Origin of the sequence: Enterobacter roggenkampii, from assembly GCF_001729805.1 — a bacterium.
Classification (GTDB): Bacteria; Pseudomonadota; Gammaproteobacteria; order Enterobacterales; family Enterobacteriaceae; genus Enterobacter; species Enterobacter roggenkampii.
On record NZ_CP017184.1, the window covers coordinates 3739301 to 3760831 of the forward strand.

At 56.8% G+C, this 21531-nt stretch carries 15 protein-coding genes; 4 read left to right on the forward strand and 11 right to left on the reverse strand.

The genetic code is table 11. The annotated features are described in order from the left end of the window. Position 1: 1 nt before the first annotated feature. Positions 2-1714 carry an assimilatory sulfite reductase (NADPH) hemoprotein subunit gene (gene cysI, locus BFV67_RS17540; protein ID WP_008499617.1) on the reverse strand — a complete coding sequence of 571 codons (1713 nt, stop codon included), beginning with the start codon at positions 1712-1714 and terminating at the stop codon, positions 2-4. Continuing rightward, on the reverse strand, positions 1714-3519 hold the full coding sequence (gene cysJ / locus BFV67_RS17545; protein WP_044597721.1) for an NADPH-dependent assimilatory sulfite reductase flavoprotein subunit: 1806 nt from the start codon (positions 3517-3519) through the stop codon (positions 1714-1716). The genes cysI and cysJ overlap by 1 nt, the downstream gene beginning before the upstream one ends. A gap of 306 nt (positions 3520-3825) precedes the next feature. On the opposite strand from cysJ, the gene queD reads away from it, so the two are divergent. Next, on the forward strand, positions 3826-4188 hold the full coding sequence (gene queD, locus BFV67_RS17550; RefSeq protein ID WP_023294450.1) for a 6-carboxytetrahydropterin synthase QueD: 363 nt from the start codon (positions 3826-3828) through the stop codon (positions 4186-4188). Between the two features lie 88 nt (positions 4189-4276). Here queD and queE read toward each other — a convergent pair whose 3' ends face one another. The 3 genes from queE to BFV67_RS17565 all read right to left on the reverse strand — a co-directional run bounded on the left by queE (position 4277) and on the right by BFV67_RS17565 (position 7269). After that, a complete protein-coding gene (queE, locus tag BFV67_RS17555; RefSeq protein WP_021241905.1) occupies positions 4277-4948 on the reverse strand; it encodes a 7-carboxy-7-deazaguanine synthase QueE in 672 nt (223 codons plus the stop codon). Between the two features lie 72 nt (positions 4949-5020). Next, a complete protein-coding gene (locus tag BFV67_RS17560; RefSeq protein ID WP_039024132.1) occupies positions 5021-5710 on the reverse strand; it encodes an N-acetylmannosamine-6-phosphate 2-epimerase in 690 nt (229 codons plus the stop codon). After that, positions 5710-7269 (reverse strand): PTS transporter subunit EIIC, encoded by a 1560-nt coding sequence (locus BFV67_RS17565; RefSeq protein WP_023294452.1) that lies wholly within the window; start codon positions 7267-7269, stop codon positions 5710-5712. The genes BFV67_RS17560 and BFV67_RS17565 overlap by 1 nt, the downstream gene beginning before the upstream one ends. Before the next feature lie 164 nt (positions 7270-7433). On the opposite strand from BFV67_RS17565, the gene BFV67_RS17570 reads away from it, so the two are divergent. Further along, complete coding sequence (locus BFV67_RS17570; protein WP_069598734.1) at positions 7434-8258, forward strand: MurR/RpiR family transcriptional regulator; 825 nt, start codon at positions 7434-7436, stop codon at positions 8256-8258. Positions 8259-8616: 358 nt separating this feature from the next. Beyond that, on the forward strand, positions 8617-9726 hold the full coding sequence (locus BFV67_RS17575) for an SDR family oxidoreductase (protein WP_032653198.1): 1110 nt from the start codon (positions 8617-8619) through the stop codon (positions 9724-9726). Between the two features lie 53 nt (positions 9727-9779). Here the strand turns inward: BFV67_RS17575 and eno are convergent, their stop codons facing one another. The 5 genes from eno to rlmD form a co-directional block, all read right to left on the reverse strand. After that, positions 9780-11078: a phosphopyruvate hydratase gene (eno, locus tag BFV67_RS17580; protein WP_003862715.1), complete on the reverse strand. Its 1299-nt coding sequence runs from the start codon at positions 11076-11078 to the stop codon at positions 9780-9782. Positions 11079-11160: 82 nt separating this feature from the next. Further along, a complete protein-coding gene (gene pyrG / locus BFV67_RS17585; RefSeq protein ID WP_008499626.1) occupies positions 11161-12798 on the reverse strand; it encodes a glutamine hydrolyzing CTP synthase in 1638 nt (545 codons plus the stop codon). 223 nt (positions 12799-13021) lie between these two features. After that, a complete protein-coding gene (gene mazG / locus BFV67_RS17590; RefSeq protein WP_008499627.1) occupies positions 13022-13813 on the reverse strand; it encodes a nucleoside triphosphate pyrophosphohydrolase in 792 nt (263 codons plus the stop codon). Between the two features lie 66 nt (positions 13814-13879). Continuing rightward, positions 13880-16111 carry a GTP diphosphokinase gene (relA, locus tag BFV67_RS17595; RefSeq protein ID WP_008499628.1) on the reverse strand — a complete coding sequence of 744 codons (2232 nt, stop codon included), beginning with the start codon at positions 16109-16111 and terminating at the stop codon, positions 13880-13882. 51 nt (positions 16112-16162) lie between these two features. Further along, a complete protein-coding gene (gene rlmD / locus BFV67_RS17600) occupies positions 16163-17461 on the reverse strand; it encodes a 23S rRNA (uracil(1939)-C(5))-methyltransferase RlmD (protein WP_039265525.1) in 1299 nt (432 codons plus the stop codon). Between the two features lie 57 nt (positions 17462-17518). On the opposite strand from rlmD, the gene barA reads away from it, so the two are divergent. Then, positions 17519-20278 carry a two-component sensor histidine kinase BarA gene (barA, locus tag BFV67_RS17605; RefSeq protein ID WP_021241900.1) on the forward strand — a complete coding sequence of 920 codons (2760 nt, stop codon included), beginning with the start codon at positions 17519-17521 and terminating at the stop codon, positions 20276-20278. Positions 20279-20367: 89 nt separating this feature from the next. Here barA and BFV67_RS17610 read toward each other — a convergent pair whose 3' ends face one another. Continuing rightward, entirely contained in the window at positions 20368-21507 is a 1140-nt protein-coding gene (locus BFV67_RS17610) for a glycerate kinase (protein ID WP_025912402.1), read from the reverse strand. Positions 21508-21531 lie beyond the last annotated feature (24 nt).

Genomic DNA, 21531 nt, shown 5'->3' on the forward strand with positions numbered 1-21531 from the left:
TTTACTCCCAGAAATCCCTGGCGGGATCGAGCACCGGGCGAATGATGCCCGCACGCACCGTAAAGTCGCCGAAGCCTTCACCCGCTTCGCGCTCTTTCGCCCAGCGCCCGACAAGCTCGTCGATGGAATCAAGAATTTCCGGCTCGGTGATGTTCTCGCGGAACATACGCGGAATGCGCGTGCCGATACGGTTACCGCCCAGGTGCAGGTTGTAGCGACCCGGCGCTTTCCCCACCAGCCCCAGTTCGGCCAGCATCGCGCGACCGCAGCCGTTCGGGCAGCCCGTCACGCGCATAACAATATGCTCGTCCGGAATGCCGTGTTTTTCCAGAATCGCTTCTACCTTGTCAGTGAATGACGGCAGGAAACGTTCCGCTTCCGCCATCGCCAGCGGACAGGTCGGGAACGACACGCAGGCCATTGAGTTTTCACGCTGCGGCTTCACCGCATCCATCAACCCATGTTCGCGCGCCAGCTTCTCGATCTTCGCCTTCTGGCTTTCCGGCACGCCGGCAATGATCAGGTTCTGGTTAGCGGTGATGCGGAACTCGCCCTTATGGATCTTCGCAATTTCCAGCAGGCCGGTTTTCAGCGGACGCCCCGGATAATCCAGAATACGGCCGTTTTCGATAAACAGCGTCAGGTGCCATTTATTGTCGATACCCTTCACCCAGCCAATGCGATCGCCGCGACCGGTGAATTCGTAAGGGCGGATCGGCTCAAACTTGATGCCCGCGCGACGCTCCACTTCCGCTTTGAACGTCTCCACGCCCACGCGCTCCAGGGTATATTTGGTTTTCGCGTTTTTACGGTCGGTACGGTTACCCCAGTCGCGCTGGGTCGTCACCACCGCTTCCGCCACGGCCAGCGTGTGCTCCAGCGGCAGGAAGCCGAACTCGCTCGCGGTACGGGCGTAGGTTTTCTTGTTACCGTGTTCGATGGACAGGCCGCCGCCCACCAGCAGGTTAAAGCCGACCAGCTTGCCGTTTTCGGCAATCGCCACGAAGTTCATGTCGTTGGCGTGCAGGTCGATATCGTTCTGCGGCGGGATCACTACCGTGGTTTTAAACTTACGCGGCAGGTAGGTCTGGCCGAGGATCGGTTCTTCGTCCGTAGTCGCGACTTTTTCCTGATCGAGCCAGATCTCCGCATAGGCGCGGGTGCGCGGCAGCAGGTGCTCGGAGATCTTCTTCGCCCACTCGTACGCTTCGGCATGCAGCTCGGACTCATACGGGTTCGAGGTGCAGAGCACGTTACGGTTCATGTCGTTGGCGGTCGCCAGCGCGTCCAGCCCAACGGAGTGCAGCATCTGGTGCACCGGCTTGACGTTCTTCTTCAGAATGCCGTGGAACTGGAAGGTCTGACGGTTGGTCAGACGGATGCTGCCGTAGATCGTGTTTTCACCGGCAAACTTGTCGATCGCCTGCCACTGTTTGGTGGTAATCACCCCACCCGGCAGACGGCAGCGCAGCAGCATCGCGTGACGCGGCTCCAGCTTCTGCTCTGCACGCTCGGCGCGGATGTCGCGGTCGTCCTGCTGGTACATGCCGTGGAAACGGATCAGCAGGAAGTTGTCGCCTTTGAAACCGCCGGTGAGACCGTCATTCAGATCTTCAGCAATGGTGCCACGCAGATAGTTGCTTTCCAGCTTCATGCGCTCGGCGTCTGTCAGTTTACCTTCGACCACCAGTGGCCCTGGATGTTTTTCGCTCATTAGTAGACATCTCGCTGATAACGGCGCTCAACGCGCAGCTCACTTAAAAATTCATCCGCCGCTTCGGCATCCATACCGCCGAATTCGGCAATCACTTCCAGCAAAGTCTGTTCAACGTCTTTCGCCATGCGATTGGCGTCGCCGCAGACATAAATGTGGGCACCGTCATTGATCCAGCGCCACAGCTCTGCGCCCTGTTCGCGCAGTTTGTCTTGTACGTATACTTTTTCTTTCTGGTCGCGGGACCAGGCCAGATCGATGCGGGTCAGTACGCCTTCTTTCACATAGCGCTGCCACTCCACCTGGTAGAGGAAATCTTCCGTAAAGTGCGGGTTGCCGAAGAACAGCCAGTTTTTACCCGGTGCGCCATCCGCCGCACGCTGCTGCATGAAGGCGCGGAACGGCGCAATGCCGGTGCCCGGGCCAATCATGATGACCGGCGTTTCCGGGTTTGCAGGCAGGCGGAAGTTGTCGTTGTGCTCGATAAAGACGCGCACTTCGCCCTCTTCTTCCACGCGGTCTGCCAGGAAGCCCGATGCCCCACCCGTACGGGCGCGGCCTTCGATGTCGTAGCGCACCACGCCGACGGTGATATGCACTTCGCTCTCCACCTCGGCCTGAGACGAGGCAATGGAGTACAGGCGTGGGGTCAGCGGACGCAGCAGGCCGATCAGCGCATCGGCATCCAGCTGAGCCGGAGAGAAGCGCACCATATCGACAATCGGCGTCGTCGCGGCGTAATGCTGCAGCTTCGCCTTGTCGCCCACCAGCGGCAGCAGGGATTCGCTGCGCGTTAAGGTGGCATAATTTTCGACGATATTCGGGGTATTCACCGTCAGCTCAAAATGCCACTGCAGCGCTTCAGAAAGCGGCTGCGTTTTGCCGTCAACGGTGACGGGCTCGTCGCCTTTCAGCCACAGCAGCTCAACCAGCTCTTTCACCAGCGCCGGATCGTTCTGATACCAGACGCCCAGCGCATCGCCAGGCTGATAGCGCAGGCCCGAGTCGCCGAGATCGATTTCGATATGGCGAACGTCTTTTTCGGAATCGCGGCCGGTAATTTTCTGGTTCACCGACAGGCTCGCCGCCAGCGGCGCCTCTTTGGTGTACGGGCTGGTGTGGATGTCGTTAACAGCACCCGTCGCGGTGAACGCGGCCTGGGCTGACGTCTCTTTCGGCACGCGCGCTTTTAGCACGTCGACGATGCGGGCACGCCATTCAGCGGCGGCGGTCTGGTATTCGACATCTGCGTCAACGCGGTCCAGCAGGCGCTCTGCGCCCAGCTCCGCCAGCCTGCTGTCGAAGTCTTTGCCGGACTGGCAGAAGAATTCATAGGAGGTATCGCCCAGGCCAAAGACGGCAAACGCCGTGCCATCCAGCTTCGGCGCTTTTTTCGAGAACAGGAACTTATGCAGCGCCACCGCTTCTTCTGCGGGTTCACCTTCACCCTGCGTAGAAGCCACCACCACCAGCAGTTTTTCTGACGCGATTTGCTTAAATTTATAATCCCCGGCGTTGACCAGGTTCACGTTCAGCCTGGCGGCCAGCAGGTCGTCACGCAGCGCTTCGGCCACGCGACGGGCGTTACCCGTCTGCGAGGCGGAAATCAGGGTAATGGACGGAATTTCTACGGCCGTGGCCGGTGCACCCGCCACAGCGCCAGGCTGCTGATTGAGCATTCCCCAGAAATAACCGGAGACCCAGGCAAGCTGAGTGGGAGAAAAATCAGAGGTGGCAGCCTGAAGGCGCGCCAGCTGCTCCGGGTTCAGGGGAAGCAAGTTTGAAGGTGGGGCCTGTGTTGTCATGCGTCGTTATGTTCCAGTAGCCAAGCGGACTTTAAGCGAATAAATCCAAACTGAAGATAAGGTTAACGGCGAGGATAATAACAATTAAAGAAGGGATGGAAATAATAAATAACCAAATGGACTAACCTGTTTTGGTTGTCATGCTTAGCGATAAAACCGATTAAATAATTATTTGAAATATAAGAACAAATAGCGACAAACACCCCGTATACGAGGCGGTTGCCGCTCAGAGCCGTTTTAGTTAATGCTAAAAATTGTGCTTTCCGGTACTATGCGGCGGTTTTTTCCGCATTACTGAGAGCGATCATGTCCACCACACTGTTTAAAGATTTCACCTTCGAAGCCGCCCACCACCTTCCGCATGTCCCTGAAGGGCATAAATGTGGCCGTCTGCACGGGCATTCGTTCATGGTGCGTCTTGAGATCACCGGTGAAGTTGATCCGCATACCGGTTGGATCATGGATTTTGCCGAGCTGAAGGCGGCGTTTAAGCCGACCTACGATCGTCTGGATCACTACTACCTGAATGAGATCCCGGGCCTTGAAAACCCGACCAGCGAGGTGCTGGCAAAATGGATTTGGGATCAGATGAAACCGCGGGTACCGCTGCTGAGCGCGGTGATGATCAAAGAGACCTGCACCGCGGGCTGCATCTATCGCGGCGAGTGATGCTTGCCGGGTGGCGGCTTCGCCTTACCCGGCCTACAAAAGCCTCGAAACCCAGGCCCGGTAAGCGCTCGCGCCACCGGGCTTTTTTTCAGGCGATATTCAGATACTTGTGCGTCTGCATCGACAGGCGCCAGTTGCGCGCAATACAGGTTTCAATGCACAGGCGCGTTGCATCGTCTTTCTGGCTGATAGGCTGTAGGGCAATGACCCGCTGCTTTTCGTCCGTCAGCGTGGCCAGCAGTTCATCCAGCGCTTCGATATCACGCACGCGCCCTACCGGGTGCTTAATCTCATCCGCGCGCTCCAGCGCCTGAGACAGCACGTCATACCCGCCGCGCATATTCACTTTTGGCGATACCGTCACCCAGGTGGTGTGCGAGCAGCGCACTTCATGGGTGCCGCTGGTTTCGATCTGGCAGCTGTAGCCGTTCTTTTCGAGCAGCTCGGTCAGCGGCGTCAGATCGTGGATGCAGGGTTCACCGCCGGTGATCACCACGTGACGCGCTGTCCAGCCCTGACGGCCAATGATGGCGAGCAGATCTTCGGCACTGCCTGCCCCCCACTTATCGCTCTCTTTGGTTTTCGCCAGAATGCTAAACAGCGACACTTCCCGATCTGCGAGCTTATCCCACGTATGTTTGGTGTCACACCAGGCACAGCCAACCGGGCATCCCTGTAAACGAATGAAAATAGCGGGAACGCCGGTAAAGTAACCCTCGCCTTGCAGGGTCTGGAACATCTCGTTAATCGGGTACTGCATAGTCATCTCAGTAAAGGGGATAAACGATAAGTATCGCAGATCCCCGCCGGATGGTCATGCTCCATCGGTGCTTTACGCGCCAATCGCCGCCATAAACCGTTCCGTGATTTGCTGCGGACGGGTGATCGCGCCGCCGACCACCACCGTATGCGCGCCCAGCGCCAGACACCTGGCCGCACGCTCGGGGGTATCCACGTTGCCTTCGGCAACCACGGGCACCGTCACGGCCGCCAGCACCGCCTTCAGGAACGCGCAGTCGTTGTCAGGCAACGTATGACCCGCCGTTTCCGCCGTGTAGCCGTAAAGCGTGGTGCCGACGCAGTCGAAGCCCAGCGCCTGCGCCGTCACGGCTTCCTCCACGGAGGAGATATCCGCCATCAGCAGCACCGCGGGATAACGTGCGCGGATGCGCGAGACCAGCGTTTCCAGAGATTCTCCGCCGGGACGTGGCCGCGCCGTCGCATCAAGCGCAATGATGTCCGGCGAGACGCTCATGAGCTCATCCACTTCTTTCATTGTCGCGGTGATAAACACCTCGCTTTCGGGATAATCCCGTTTGATGATGCCGATGACGGGCAAAGACACCTGCTGCCTGATGGCCTCGATATCCACCACGCTGTTGGCGCGAATGGCGGCAGCCCCGCCCTGTGCCGCAGCCAGCGCCATGCGCGACATAATAAACGGGCTGTGCAGCGGTTCATTTTCCAGCGCCTGACAGGAGACGACCAGTTTTCCCTTCAGGTTATCCAGTACAGTTTTCATTACGATAAGATCTCTTCCACTTCGTTTTTGATAATCGTGACGTGCGGGCCATAAATGACCTGAACGCCGTTGCCGCGCACGATAACGCCGCGCGCCCCGGTGGCTTTCAGTGCCGACTCATTCACTTTGCTGCCGTCTTTAACCGTGACGCGAAGACGCGTGGCGCAGCAGTCCACCTCGTCCAGATTCTCTTTTCCGCCTAATCCGGCGATCACCGCGGCTGCGCGTTCGTTTTGCGGCAGACTGACCTCATCAGCCATTGCCTCCTTTTCCCGACCTGGCGTCGCGAAATCAAAGCGGTTAATCAGATAGCGGAAGGTAAAGTAGTAAAGGAAGAACCACGGTACGCCGACCAGCGGAACGAACATCCAGTTGGTTTTGGCTTCTCCCTGCAAAATGCCGAACAGCACGAAGTCGATGAAACCGCCGGAGAAGGTTTGCCCGATGGTGATATGCAGCATGTGCGCGAGCATGAATGCCAGCCCGTCAAACAGCGCATGGATGACGTAGAGCACCGGCGCAATAAACAGGAACGAGAATTCGATAGGCTCGGTAATCCCGGTCAGGAACGAGGTTAACGCCGCAGAAAGCAGCAGCCCGGCAACGCGTTTTTTGTTCTCGGGTTTTGCCGTGTGGTACATCGCCAGGCACGCCCCGAGCAGGCCAAACATCATCGTAATAAAGCGCCCGGACATGAAGCGTGACGTGCCCTCATAGAAATGTTGCGTGTTCGGGTCAGCCAGCTGAGCGAAGAAGATCCGCTGCGTGCCTTCCACGAGGTGTCCGTTGACGATTTCACTCCCGCCAAGCGCGGTGGTCCAGAAAGGCAGATAGAAGATGTGGTGCAGACCGAACGGACCCAGCATGCGTAAAATGAAGCCGTACAGCAAAGTGCCCAGATAGCCGGTCGCATCCACCAGCCCGCCGAGACCAAAAATCAGCTTCTGGAAATGCGGCCAGACCACGGTCATGAGCGCACCGACGAGTATCGCCGCCAGCGAGCTGATGATAGGAACAAAGCGCGAGCCGCCAAAAAAGCCCAGGAACTGCGGAAGTGCAATCTTGTTAAACCGATGATGGAGCGCGCAGGTTACCAGCCCAATCACCACGCCGCCAAAGACGCCGGTTTCCAGCGTCTGAATACCCAGCGTCATGCCCTGCCCCACCGCGCCCGGGTTCTCATGCGCCAGTTTGCCGGTGAGGATCAGTAGCGCGTTGATGGTGGCATTCATCACCAGAAACGCGAGTAACGCCGCCAGCCCCGCCGTGCCCTTATCGCTTTTTGCCAGCCCGACGGCCACCCCAACGGCAAACAGCACCGAGAGGTTCGCAAACACGATGGATCCTGCGCTGCTCATGATGGTGAAAATGGCCTGCAGCCAGCTCACGTCTAAAAACGGATAGGCTGCCAGCGTGTTGGGATTCGATAGCGCGCCGCCTATCCCCAGCAGCAGACCCGCCGCAGGCAGCACGGCAATCGGCAACATAAAGGATTTGCCAAAGCGCTGCGCTTTTTCAAACCATCCCCCTGAAGAAGCCCCACTGAATATTTGCATCATTTTTTCATCCCCCATTAATAGATGAAAATTTTTACCATATTAATTTTAAATAGTGAAAATTATCATCAAAAACCAGGACGACGATCATACTTTTTCGAAATGACTGGCATCCTTCCCCCGCTTTCCGCCACACTAGTCGCAGAGAAACGCATTAAGGATCGAGCATGTCAGACCATGAAAACCTGCTGCTGAAGCTACGCCAGGAGGCTTCCGGGTACAGCCCAACACAACAAAAACTCGGTGAGTTTGTTCTCAGCGATCCTGCCCGGGTGCTCTACCTGACGATCACCGAACTGGCGCGCGAGAGCCACACCAGCGAGGCCAGCGTGACGCGTCTTTGCCGCACGCTGGGCTGCAAGGGCTATAACGAATTTAAAATGGCGCTTGCGCTGGATATTCAGCAGGGCCAGCCCGCGCGTCAGGCGGGGGATGAGATTGATAACGTCGTGGATGAGTCGGTGCAGGCTTTGCAGGACACCGCCAGGCTCCTTGACCGCACGCTGCTTGAAAAGGCCGCGCTGGCGCTGCATCAGGCGCAGTCGGTGCAGATTTATGGCGTTGCGGCCAGCGCGATCCTCGGGGAGTATCTGCACTACAAGCTGTTGCGGCTGGGCAAACCCGCACAGCTGTTTAGCGATATGCACCGCGCGGCAATGAATGCGACAACGCTTTCGTCAGAAACCCTGGTGGTGGCTATCTCCAGTTCCGGCTCAACGCGGGATCTACTCCACGTGGTGAAGCTTGCCCGCAAGCGCGGCGCTAAGGTTCTGGCACTCAGCAATACGCCTCGTAGCCCGCTGGCGTCCCTGAGCGACATGCAGCTGGTGGCCGCCAAGCCAGAGGGGCCGCTTAGCGCGGGCGCGCTCAATGCCAAAGTTGGGGTCATGCTGCTGGTCGAACTGCTGACCACGTCCATGATTGCGCTGGATGGCCGTTACGGCGACGTTAGCCAGCAAACGGCCAGCGCCACGCTTCCTCTGTTACTCTAAAAACCCTTCGCAGGCTAAATAAAATAGCCTGCGCTTAATGTCGCCTGATTTAAGTTAAGTGGTGTTTAAATCATTTATCCGGTAAATGTTTGGTGTAACAAAGTATTATATTTATTACATTTCGAATTAAGTTCACCATCCGATGAGCACCACAAAAAGAACTTTAAAATCATCACGTTGAAATATTCATTTTAATAAATTGAATTTTCACCCTGCCTGTAATGTCCAATATCTCCACCTGAATTCCTTTCCTTAAAATAAGCTTAAGATGCTGTCTATTTCGGCGTTTTATTATTTAAATGCCGTTTACTTTTGCACGCCTAAAATCCGCCTCATCAATCATAATGAGACGGTATTAATGAAGATGTTAATGATTACAGGCGTGACGGGGTTTCTGGGCGGTGCAGTACTGGAAAAAATTCTGACCAGCGATCAATCCGTAAAACTGCTTTTGCTCGCGCGTGCCAGCGATCCGCAGAGCGGGCTGGAGCGCGTGCTGGAGAACATGCGCAAGTTCAACGTTCCTGAGAACAAACTGGCCACTCTGAGCGTGGACAATATCCTCATTGGCGATCTCAGCCAGCCTGAAGCCTTCCTGAACGATCCGCGTCTGGACCAGGTCACGCATGTCGTGAACTGTGCAGCTGTTGCCTCATTTGGTAACAACCCGCTCATCTGGAAGGTCAACGTGGAAGGAACGCTGGCACTGGCGCGCCGCATGGAGCAGGTTTCAACGCTACAACGCTTCCTCCACGTGGGCACGGCAATGTCATGTACGCCGGAGCAGGATTCCCTGGTCGCCGAAAGCGCCGAATTCAGAGAGAATGCTGAACACCTGGTGGAATACACGTTTTCGAAGTCAACCATCGAACAGCTGATGCGCCAGGAATGTCCGAACCTGCCGCTGCTCATCGCGCGTCCGTCCATCGTTGTCGGCCATACACGCCACGGCTGCACGCCCTCGAGCAGTATTTTCTGGGTCTTCAGCATGGGCCTGATGCTGCAGAAGTTTATGTGCTCGATGGAGGACCGGATCGACGTTGTCCCGGTGGATTATTGTGCCGACGCGCTGTTAATGCTGCTCAACAGCAACGCGCGTCCGGGGGAAGTGGTACACATTTCGGCCGGAGAAGAGAACAGCGTTCGCTTTGCGGATATTGATAATGCGATGGCGCAGGCGCTGGAGAAAGCACCCGTCGGCGATAAGTACGCACAGGTCAGCTACGAAACGCTGGTCAGAATGCGCCGTGAACTGAAAACGATTTTTGGCCCGTGCAACGAACGTCTGATGCTGAGAGCCATGCGGTTATACGGTGCGTTTGCCACGCTTAACGTGCGATTCAGCAACGATAAGCTGCTGAGCATGGGGATGCCGAAGCCACCCCGGTTTACGGATTATATTGCCCGCTGCGTGCAAACCACCCGGGGGCTGACCATTCCCGAGCAAATGGCGGTCGATTTTAAATAGCCAAAAAAAATGCCAGTCATTCGACTGGCATTTTCATGTTAAGGCTTAGGCGATTACGCCTGGCCTTTGATCTCTTTACGACCGTTGTATGGTGCTTTTTCGCCCAGCGCTTCTTCGATACGAATCAGCTGGTTGTATTTAGCAACACGGTCAGAACGGCTCATAGAACCCGTTTTGATCTGGCCAGCAGCGGTACCCACAGCCAGGTCAGCAATGGTCGCGTCTTCAGTTTCGCCAGAACGGTGAGAGATAACCGCGGTGTAGCCAGCGTCTTTCGCCATTTTGATCGCAGCCAGCGTTTCGGTCAGGGAACCGATCTGGTTGAATTTGATCAGGATGGAGTTAACGATGCCTTTCTCGATACCTTCTTTCAGGATCTTGGTGTTGGTTACGAACAGGTCGTCACCCACCAGCTGGATTTTGTCGCCCAGTACTTTAGTCTGGTATGCGAAGCCAGCCCAGTCAGACTCGTCCAGACCGTCTTCGATAGACACGATTGGGTACTGTTTGGTCAGGTCTTCCAGGAAGTGAGTGAACTCTTCGGAGGTGAACGCTTTGTTGCCTTCGCCAGCCAGAACGTATTTACCGTCTTTGTAGAATTCAGATGCTGCACAGTCCATCGCCAGGGTGATGTCTTTGCCCAGCTCGTAGCCCGCTGCTTTTACCGCTTCTGCGATAACAGCCAGTGCTTCTGCGTTAGAACCCAGGTTTGGCGCATAGCCACCTTCGTCACCCACAGCCGTGTTCATACCTTTAGCTTTCAGAACTTTAGCCAGGTTGTGGAACACTTCAGAACCCATACGTACTGCTTCTTTCAGGGATTTCGCGCCAACAGGCTGAATCATGAATTCCTGAATATCAACGTTGTTGTCTGCGTGCTCACCACCGTTGATGATGTTCATCATTGGTACAGGCATGGAGTATTTGCCTGGGGTGCCGTTCAGTTCAGCGATGTGCTCGAACAGTGGCATACCTTTAGCCGCCGCAGCCGCTTTGGCGTTCGCCAGGGAAACGGCCAGGATTGCGTTCGCACCGAAGTTAGATTTGTTTTCAGTACCGTCCAGATCGATCATGATCTTGTCGATGCCAGCCTGATCTTTGGCATCTTTGCCAACGATAGCCTGAGCAATAGGACCGTTAACAGCGCCAACCGCTTTCAGTACGCCTTTGCCCATGAAACGGGATTTGTCGCCATCACGCAGTTCCAGCGCTTCGCGGGAACCGGTAGAAGCACCTGATGGAGCAGCTGCCATACCGACGAAACCACCTTCCAGATGAACTTCGGCTTCAACGGTCGGGTTACCACGGGAGTCGATGATTTCACGACCGATGACTTTAACGATTTTGGACATTAGATTTTCCTCAGTACAAGTTAAACTAAAACTCCAGACAAACAACGCGTACCAAAGGTACGCGTTGCCGTTCTAACTTTTTTTACTTCGCCTGACGCTTCTGGTAGTCGCTGGCGGCTTTTACGAAGCCTGCAAACAGCGGATGCCCGTCACGTGGCGTTGAAGTAAATTCCGGGTGGAACTGGCAGGCGACAAACCACGGATGGTTTGGCACTTCGATGATCTCGACTAACTGATCATCCCCGGAGCGGCCCGCAACACGCAGACCCGCAGCTTCAATTTGTTTCAACAGCATGTTGTTGACTTCATAGCGGTGACGATGGCGCTCGGTGATGACCGGCTCGCCGTACAGCTTGCGAACCACGCTATCGTCAGTCAGCTGGCAGGCCTGTGCGCCAAGACGCATAGTGCCACCCAGATCGCTCTTCTCGGTACGGACTTCGACGTTACCGTCTTCATCACGCCATTCAGTGATAAGCGCCACAACAGGGTACTTACAGTCTGGCACAAATTCCGTAGAGTTCGCGTTTTCCATTCCCGCTACGTTGCGCGCAAATTCGATCAGCGCAACCTGCATACCCAGACAGATGCCGAGGTATGGAATATTGTTTTCACGCGCATAACGCGCGGTGGCGATCTTGCCTTCTACACCACGATAGCCGAAGCCGCCAGGGATAAGGATAGCATCCAGATCTTTCAGGATTTCAACGCCACGCGTTTCAACATCCTGCGAATCAATCAGCTTGATGTTCACGGAGACACGGTTCTTCAGACCACCGTGTTTCAGCGCTTCGATCACGGACTTATAGGCATCCGGCAGCTCAATGTACTTGCCGACCATACCGATAGTCACTTCGCCTGCCGGGTTGGCTTCTTCGTAAATAACCTGTTCCCATTCAGACAGGTTTGCTTCCGGACAGTTCAAGCTGAATCGTTTACAAATATAATCGTCCAGACCCTGTGATTTCAACAGGCCCGGGATTTTATAAATGGAATCGACATCTTTCATTGAAATAACGGCTTTTTCAGGCACGTTACAGAACAATGCAATTTTCGCACGTTCGTTCGCCGGAATGGCGCGATCGGAACGGCAAACCAGGATGTCAGGCTGAATACCAATGGAGAGCAGCTCTTTAACAGAGTGCTGGGTCGGTTTGGTTTTCACTTCACCTGCCGCCGCCATGTAAGGCACCAGCGTCAGGTGCATGAACAGCGCGTGTTCACGACCAATGTCTACCGCCAGCTGACGAATCGCTTCGAGGAACGGCAGGGATTCGATATCACCCACGGTACCGCCGATTTCAACCAGCACAACGTCATGCCCTTCGCCACCGGCAAGGACACGCTCTTTGATGGCGTTAGTGATGTGTGGGATAACCTGCACGGTCGCGCCCAGATAGTCACCACGGCGCTCTTTACGCAGAACGTCAGAGTAGATGCGGCCAGTCGTGAAGTTATTACGACGGGTCATTTTGGTACGAATGAAACGCTCGTAGTGGCCAAGATCCAGATCGGTTTCAGCGCCGTCTTCAGTAACGAACACTTCCCCGTGTTGGGTTGGGCTCATGGTGCCAGGATCGACGTTGATGTACGGATCCAGTTTCATCATGGTCACATTGAGGCCACGGGCTTCAAGAATGGCTGCGAGGGAGGCTGCGGCAATGCCTTTACCCAGAGAGGATACGACCCCGCCGGTCACAAAAATATAGTTCGTTGTCATGCTGAACCTGAGAAGTTAGGGTGAAACGATGGAATAACCAGGACGGGAAAGTAGTATACCCGAACACGGCGAGCGCCACAAACTTTCATTCTCCGTCTCCATTCCAGGCCATGACAAACATAAGGAGTGAGAAAATAGCCCCTTTTGGGTAAATGTTTTTGACGCAAATCAAGCGCTTGTCATTTAAAAAATCACACAAATTGCGCTTGATCGCAAAATTTCGTTAGAGATCAGATTCCTGGCGCTTTACTTCCTGCCAGACTTCTTCCATCGCGTCGAGGTCAATACCGCTCATTTCCAGGCCTCGCGAGGCGACAATCCGCTCCACTTCGCGAAAGCGGCGTTCGAACTTAAGATTGGCTTTTTGCAGCGCCGTTTCCGCTTTTACACCCAGGTGGCGAGAAAGGTTGACGGTCGCAAACAGCAGATCGCCCATCTCTTCCTCAAGCTTTGCTTCATCCACCACCGCCTGCTGCGCTTCGTGCATCACCTCGTCAATCTCTTCGTGCACTTTATCCAGCACCGGGCCGAGTGAGGTCCAGTCAAACCCCACGGCGGAGCAGCGTTTCTGGATTTTGTGCGCGCGCATCAGCGCGGGCAGGCTCAGCGGAATGTCGTCCAGCGCGGAGTGCTGGGATTTTTCTGCCCGCTCGGCGCTCTTGATCTGCTCCCAGCGGGCCAGGACTTCGGTGCTGGTTCCTGCGGTAGCGTCACCGAAAATATGGGGATGACGGCGCTCAAGCTTGTCGCTGATGGCAGCGCAGATATCGTCAAAGTTAAAGCGCCCCTCTTCCTGCGCCATCTGCGCGTAGAACACCACCTGGAACAGCAGATCGCCCAGCTCGCCGCGCAGGTCGTCAAAATCTTCACGGGAAATGGCGTCCAGCACCTCGTAGGTCTCTTCAAGGGTGTACGGGGCGATGGTGGCGAAAGTCTGCTCTTTGTCCCACGGGCAGCCGTTTTCCGGGTCGCGCAGGCGTTTCATGATGCCGAGCAGGCGGTCGATTTGAGTCATAATACTGTCCTGATGAAAAAATGCCGGGTGGCGGCGTTGCCTTACCCGGCCTACGGAAGAGGATGTTTAGCCGCCGTGCAGACGACGCGCGTCAATCACATCCGGCACCTGGTTCAGCTTGCCGAGCACGCGGCCCAGCACCTGCAGGTTATAGATTTCGATGGTCATATCGATGGTGGCAAGCTGCTCGCGGGTATCGCTGCGGCTGGCGACGCCCAGCACGTTGACCTTCTCGTTGGCGAGAATGGTCGTGATGTCGCGCAGCAGGCCGCTGCGGTCGTTGGCAGTGACGCGCACCACCAGCGAGTAGCCGGCGGAGTAGCTCTCGCCCCAGACCGCTTCCACGATGCGCTCCGGCGCATGGGACTGCAGCTCGGCAAGCTGGTCGCAGTCGGAGCGGTGGATCGAGATCCCGCGCCCCTGGGTGATAAAGCCGACGATATCGTCGCCTGGAATTGGCTGACAGCAGCGGGCAATGTGGTGCATCAGGTTACCGACACCTTCGACCACCACGCGGCCGTTGTCTTTGCTGCGCTGCTGCGGCGCGTAGGTTTTCTGCTGCAGCTGCTTCAGCGCCGCCGCGTCCTGCTCTTCCGCGCTTGGCTTATTGAACTGCGCCTGCAGGAAGTTCACCATCTGGTTCAGACGAATATCACCGCCGCCAATCGCCGCTAACAGCTCATCAAGCTCGTTGAAGTTGTAGCGCGGCAGCAGGAATTTCTCCGCCTCTTTCAGGCTGATCCCGATATGCTCCAGCTCGTCGTCAAGGATCTGGCGACCGGCAAGGATATTCTTGTCTCGATCCTGTTTACGGAACCAGGCGTGAATCTTCGAGCGCCCGCGGCTGGTGGTGACATACCCCAGGTTCGGGTTAAGCCAGTCCCGGCTCGGGTTCGGCTGCTTCTGGGTAATGATTTCAATCTGGTCGCCCATCTGCAGCTGATAGGTGAACGGTACGATACGCCCGCCAATTTTCGCCCCGATGCAGCGGTGCCCCACATCGCTATGGATGTGGTAGGCAAAATCGAGCGGCGTAGAGCCGGCCGGCAGGTCGACAACGTCCCCTTTCGGGGTAAAGACGTAGACGCGATCGTCAAAGACCTGGCTGCGCACTTCGTCGAGCATCTCGCCGGAATCGGCCATCTCTTCCTGCCACGCAATCAGCTTACGCAGCCAGGCAATGCGGTCTTCGTGGCCTGAACGCGCCCCGCCGGACGTGCCTTCTTTGTATTTCCAGTGCGCGGCAACGCCCAGCTCGGCGTCCTCGTGCATCTGTTTGGTGCGGATCTGAATCTCGACCGTTTTACCGCCAGGGCCAAGCACCACGGTATGGATTGACTGATAGCCGTTCGGTTTGGGGTTGGCGACATAGTCGTCAAACTCATCGGGCAGATGACGGAAGTGCGTGTGCACTATCCCCAGCGCGGCGTAGCAGTCCTGCAGACGCTCCGCCACGATACGCACGGCGCGCACGTCAAACAGCTCGTCAAAGGCGAGGTGTTTCTTCTGCATTTTGCGCCAGATGCTGTAGATGTGCTTTGGTCGACCGTAGACTTCGGCGCGCACGTTCTCTTCTTTCATCGCCTGGCGCAGGCCGCCGACAAACTCCTCGATATAGTGCTCGCGGTCGATGCGTCGCTCGTGCAGGAGTTTGGCAATCCGTTTGTATTCCGCCGGGTGCAGATAGCGGAAGCAGTAATCTTCCAGCTCCCACTTCAGCTGACCAATCCCCAGCCGGTTCGCCAGCGGCGCATAGATGTTTGTACACTCTTTGGCAGCCAGCACGCGCTCGTCTTCCGGCGCATCCTTCACCTCTCGCAGATGGGCAATACGCTCGGCCAGCTTGATGACCACGCAGCGGAAATCATCCACCATGGCCAGCAGCATCCGGCGAACGTTATCGACCTGCTCTGAGGAGACGGAATCCGTATGCGCGGCTTTGAGCTGACGAATGGCTGCCATATCGCGCACGCCGTGGATCAGCGCGACGACGGATTTTCCGACGCTGTCGCGCAGCACGTCTTCGCTGACCACGTCCGCATCCGCGAGGGGGAAGAGCAGCGCGGCCTGCAGCGTTTCGATGTCCATGTTCAGCATGGACAGGATTTCAACCATCTCCACGCCGCGCCACAGGAGAAGATCGGCGTCGGGATGCCCCTGCGTGGTGCGCAGACAATAGGCCCAGGTTTCGGTTAAGCGTTCACACGACTGCTGGCTGGAAATTCCCAGACTTGCGATCCATTTTTGTGGGTCAAACTCCCCAGCTTTATTGAGATGTGCACTTCTTACCGCAACCATTGTCCTCTCCTTTAGGGACCAGGGCCTGTCGAAGTCGACAAGCCAAACAAATTAGATGTGCTCGAACAACACCATCGATTCCAGATGCCCAGTGTGCGGGAACATGTCCAGCATTGCCAGACGCTGAATCTGGTAACCCGCGCTGAGCAGTGCCTCGCTGTCCCGGGCAAGCGTTGCCGGGTTACAGGAAACATAGACCACACGCTTTGGCGCGAGTTTAATAATATGTGCCATCACGCCCGGGGCACCGGCACGCGCCGGGTCGAGCAAAATTTTATCGAAGCCCTGCTTTGCCCACGGCTGTTGGGTGACATCGTCCTCAAGATTTTGATGAAAGAATGTCACATTTTGCAAGCCGTTCTGCCGCGCGTTCTCCTGCCCTTTCGCCACCAGCGCCTCAACGCCTTCCACGCCGACGACGCTGGCCGCTTCTTGCGCCAGCGGCAGCGTGAAGTTGCCCATTCCGCAGAACAGATCGAGCACCCGGTCGCTTTTCTGAACGTCCAGCCACGCCAGCGCTTTCGCCACCATCTGCTGATTAACGCCATCATTAACCTGAATGAAATCCCGCGGGCTGAACGTTAAGCGTAGCCCGTTTGACGCATACCAGGGCGCCTCACCGGTAACCTGTTCAAGTATCTCGCTTTGTGGTGCCAGGAAAAGCGCCAGGTCGTGGGAATGCGAAAAGCGTTCCAGTTTTTCGCGATCTTTCTTCGACAACGGCGCGGTATGACGCAGCACCATCAGCGGGCCATTGTTTGCCATGACCAGTTCGACGTGCCCAAGATGGCGTACGCCGTCCAGCCCGGAGAGGCAGATGCGCACTTCCGGAAGCAATGCCTCAAGATGGGGCACCAAAATGGGGCACCGCTTCACGTCAACGATGTCGCTGGAGCCGGCCTTGCGAAACCCCATCTCCAGCCGCTCCGTTTTTGGCTGATAGCTGAGGCTCAGGCGCGCGCGACGACGATAGCCCCAGGGCTCATCGGCAACAATTTCGTTAACGTCATGTTTAAGCAGACGCGCCAGCGCGTTGCTTTTGCTTTTTTGCTGTAATTCTGTGCTCGCATGCTGTTGCTGGCAGCCGCCGCACACGCCAAAATGGGGACAGCGGGGTGCCACACGCTCCGGGCTATCGTTGAAGCGACGCTTAACCTGCCCGCGCGCAAACTGGCGTTTATCTTCCGTTAGCGTAATTTCTGCTCGTTCTGCTGGCAGTAAACCTGTTATAAACAGAGCCTTACCATTGTGACGTGCCACTCCCTGGCCAAACGGATCGAGTTCCGTGGCCTCAACAGTGATGATTTGACGCGTCGTCACGCGTCGCTTTGCAGAGTAGAATTGCGCCATCGCAGAGATTTTTCTCACATAACCATAATTATCTTAATTGTCCCATAACGGAACGCCATGACCAACTACAGCCTGCGCGCGCGCATGATGATTTTGATCCTCGCCCCCACCGTTCTCATCGGTTTGCTGCTGAGTATCTTCTTTGTGGTGCACCGCTATAACGATTTGCAGCGACAGCTGGAAGATGCAGGCGCCAGCATTATCGAACCGCTTGCCGTCTCCAGCGAGTACGGCATGAACCTGCAAAACCGCGAATCCATTGGGCAGTTAATCAGCGTACTCCACCGCCGCCACTCGGACATCGTACGCGCCATTTCCGTTTACGACGAACATAACCGCCTGTTTGTGACCTCAAACTTTCATCTCGATCCGGCAGCACTGAAAATCCCGGACGGTACGCCGTTCCCGCGCCACCTCACCGTATTGCGGCGCGGCGATATCATGATCCTGCGCACGCCGATCGTGTCGGAAAGCTATTCCCCCGATGAGTCTGCACAGTCCGACGCCAAATCCAGCAATAATATGCTGGGATATGTGGCGCTGGAGCTGGATCTCAAGTCGGTCCGGCTACAGCAGTACAAAGAGATCTTCATCTCTGGCGTGATGATGCTGTTCTGCATCGGCATTGCGCTGATCTTCGGCTGGCGCCTGATGCGCGACGTGACGGGCCCCATCCGCAACATGGTTAACACGGTTGACCGCATTCGCCGGGGACAGCTCGACAGCCGTGTGGAAGGGTTTATGCTGGGCGAGCTGGACATGCTGAAAAACGGCATCAACTCGATGGCGATGTCGCTGGCGGCCTATCACGAAGAGATGCAGCACAACGTTGACCAGGCGACGTCCGACCTGCGCGAAACGCTGGAGCAGATGGAGATCCAGAACGTTGAGCTGGATCTGGCGAAAAAGCGCGCTCAGGAAGCGGCGCGTATTAAATCGGAATTCCTTGCCAATATGTCGCACGAGCTGCGCACGCCGCTCAATGGCGTGATCGGCTTTACCCGTCTGACCCTGAAAAGCGAGCTCAACCCCACTCAGCGGGATCACCTGCACACCATTGAACGTTCGGCCAACAACCTGCTGGCGATCATTAACGACGTGCTGGACTTCTCCAAGCTGGAAGCGGGCAAGCTGATCCTCGAGAGTATCCCCTTCCCGCTGCGCAGCACGCTGGATGAAGTGGTGACGCTGCTCGCGCACTCGTCGCACGACAAAGGCCTGGAGCTGACGCTTAACATTAAAAACGACGTGCCGGATAACGTTATTGGCGATCCGCTGCGCCTGCAGCAGGTCATAACTAACCTTGTCGGGAATGCCATTAAGTTCACCGAAAGCGGTAATATCGACATCCTGGTAGAGAAACGCTCCATCAGCAGCAATAAGGTCCAGATTGAAGTCCAGATCCGCGATACCGGCATCGGCATTCCGGAGCGCGACCAGTCGCGTCTGTTCCAGGCGTTCCGTCAGGCGGACGCCAGCATCTCCCGCCGTCATGGCGGTACCGGTCTGGGGCTGGTGATCACCCAGCGCCTGGTGAACGAGATGGGCGGCGATATCTCTTTCCACAGCCAGCCAAACCGCGGTTCAACCTTCTGGTTCCACATTAATCTGGACCTTAATCCGAACGTGCTGACCGATGGCCCGGTGACGGACTGCCTGAAAGGCAAGCGTCTGGCCTACGTTGAACCTAACGCTGCGGCGGCGCAGTGTACGCTCGACATCTTAAGCACCACGCCGCTGGAGGTGGTCTACAGCCCCACCTTCTCGGCGCTTGCCGTAGAGCATTACGATATTCTGCTGATGGGCATTCCGGTCACCTTCACCGGCGAGTTGACCATGCAGCAGGAGCGCCTGGCGAAAGCCGCGTCGATGACCGACTACCTGCTGCTGGCGCTGCCGTGCCATGGGCAGCTCAACGCGGAAGAACTGAAAAACGACGGCGCGGCCGCGTGCCTTTTGAAACCACTGACCGCAACCCGTTTGCTGCCAGCCCTCACGGAATATTGCCGTCTTAGCCAGCATGCCCTTCCGCTGATTAACGATGAGCAAAAATTGCCGATGAGCGTGATGGCGGTGGATGATAATCCGGCCAACCTGAAGCTCATTGGCGCATTGCTTGAGGACCAGGTTCAGCATGTGGAGCTATGCACCAGCGGCGCGCAGGCGGTTGAACAGGCTAAGCAGATGCAGTTCGATTTAATCCTGATGGATATTCAGATGCCGGGCATGGACGGCATCCGGGCCTGCGAGCTGATCCACCAGTTGCCGCATCAGCAGCAAACGCCGGTTATTGCTGTCACCGCGCACGCGATGGCGGGCCAGAAGGAGAAGCTGCTGAGCGCCGGGATGAATGACTATCTGGCAAAGCCCATCGATGAAGAGAAACTTCATAGCCTGCTGTTGCGCTACAAGCCGGGTCATATTGGCGGAACGTACACGGTTTCCAGCGAGCAGGCTGAGATAAGCGTTAATCAGAACGCCACCTTTGACTGGCAGCTCGCGCTGCGCCAGGCGGCAGGTAAACCCGATTTGGCCCGCGACATGCTGCAAATGCTGGTCGCGTTTCTGCCGGAAATTCGCAACAAGGTGGAAGAGCAGCTGGTGGGTGAAAACCCGGAAGATCTGCTGGACGCAATCCACAAGCTGCACGGCAGCTGCGGGTACAGCGGCGTACCGCGGCTGAAAAACCTCTGTCAGTTGCTGGAGCAGCAGCTGCGTGCGGGCACGCCGGAATCGGAGCTTGAACCGGAGTTCCTGGAGCTGCTGGATGAAATGGATAACGTGACGCGCGAAGCGATGAAGGTGTTGGGGAGCTGAGGTAAAAGCCCGGTGGCGCTACGCTTGCCGGGCCTACAGGTGCACTAACGTAGGCCGGGTAAGGCGAAGCCGCCACCCGGCAATCACAGCTAAAATGCCTGCCCCACTTTCAGCACCGCCGCGATATTCCTTGCGGCCATCCTGACGTTCTCGCCGGCATTTTCCAGCGCGTCTTCCAGCGTGCAGATGGTGTAGATCACGCTAAACACGGCATCAATGCCGTGATCGTGTACCACGCCAACGTCCGCCGTCAGGCTGCCTGCAATGCCAATAACGGGTTTGTTAAAGCGTTTTGCCACCTTTGCCACCCCCACCGGGACTTTGCCGTGGATCGTCTGGCTGTCAATGCGGCCTTCCCCCGTGATCACCAGATCCGCATCGGCCACCTGATCGGCCAGGTGTAGCGCATCGGTCACGATCTCAATGCCCTGGCGCAGCTGCGCGCCGCAAAAGGCGTAGAGCGCCGCGCCCATGCCCCCCGCCGCGCCGCCGCCAGCAAGGTTCAGCACGTCGATATCCAGGTCCCGGGCAATCACGCTTGCATAGTGCGCAAGCGCGTTGTCCAGGGTGACGATCATCTCGGGTGTGGCGCCCTTCTGCGGGCCGAATACGGCTGACGCGCCATCGTTCCCGGTAAGCGGATTGGTTACATCGCAGGCCACCTCAATCCGGCATTCCGCCAGACGCTTGTCCAGCCCGCTCAGGTCGATACGCGCGAGTTTTCCCAGCTCGCCCCCGCCCTGCCCAAGAGGCTGTTCATTGTCGTCCAGCAGCTTCGCCCCCAGCGCCTGCACCATCCCTGCGCCGCCGTCGTTGGTAGCGCTGCCGCCAATGCCAATAATAATATGCTTAACGCCCACATCCAGCGCGTGACGAATCAGTTCGCCCGTGCCCCAGGAGGTGGTTTTCAGCGGATTACGCTGCGAAGGCGCAACCCGCTCCAGGCCGCTTGCCGCCGCCATTTCAATAAAGGCGCTCTGCTTATCTCCGGACAAGCCATAGAACCCCTCCACGCGCTCGCCCAGCGGGCCGGTCACCGGAACATGCACAATGCTTCCCTGCGTTGCCGCGATCATCGCCTCAACCGTCCCTTCGCCACCGTCCGCGACCGGCAGCTTCACGTAAACCGCCTCGGGAAAGATCTCGCGAAAACCACGTTCTATCGCTGTCGCAACCTCAAGCGCACTCAAACTTTCCTTATACGAGTCCGGTGCGATAACAATTTTCATAAGCCATCCTTACGCATAGTCGTT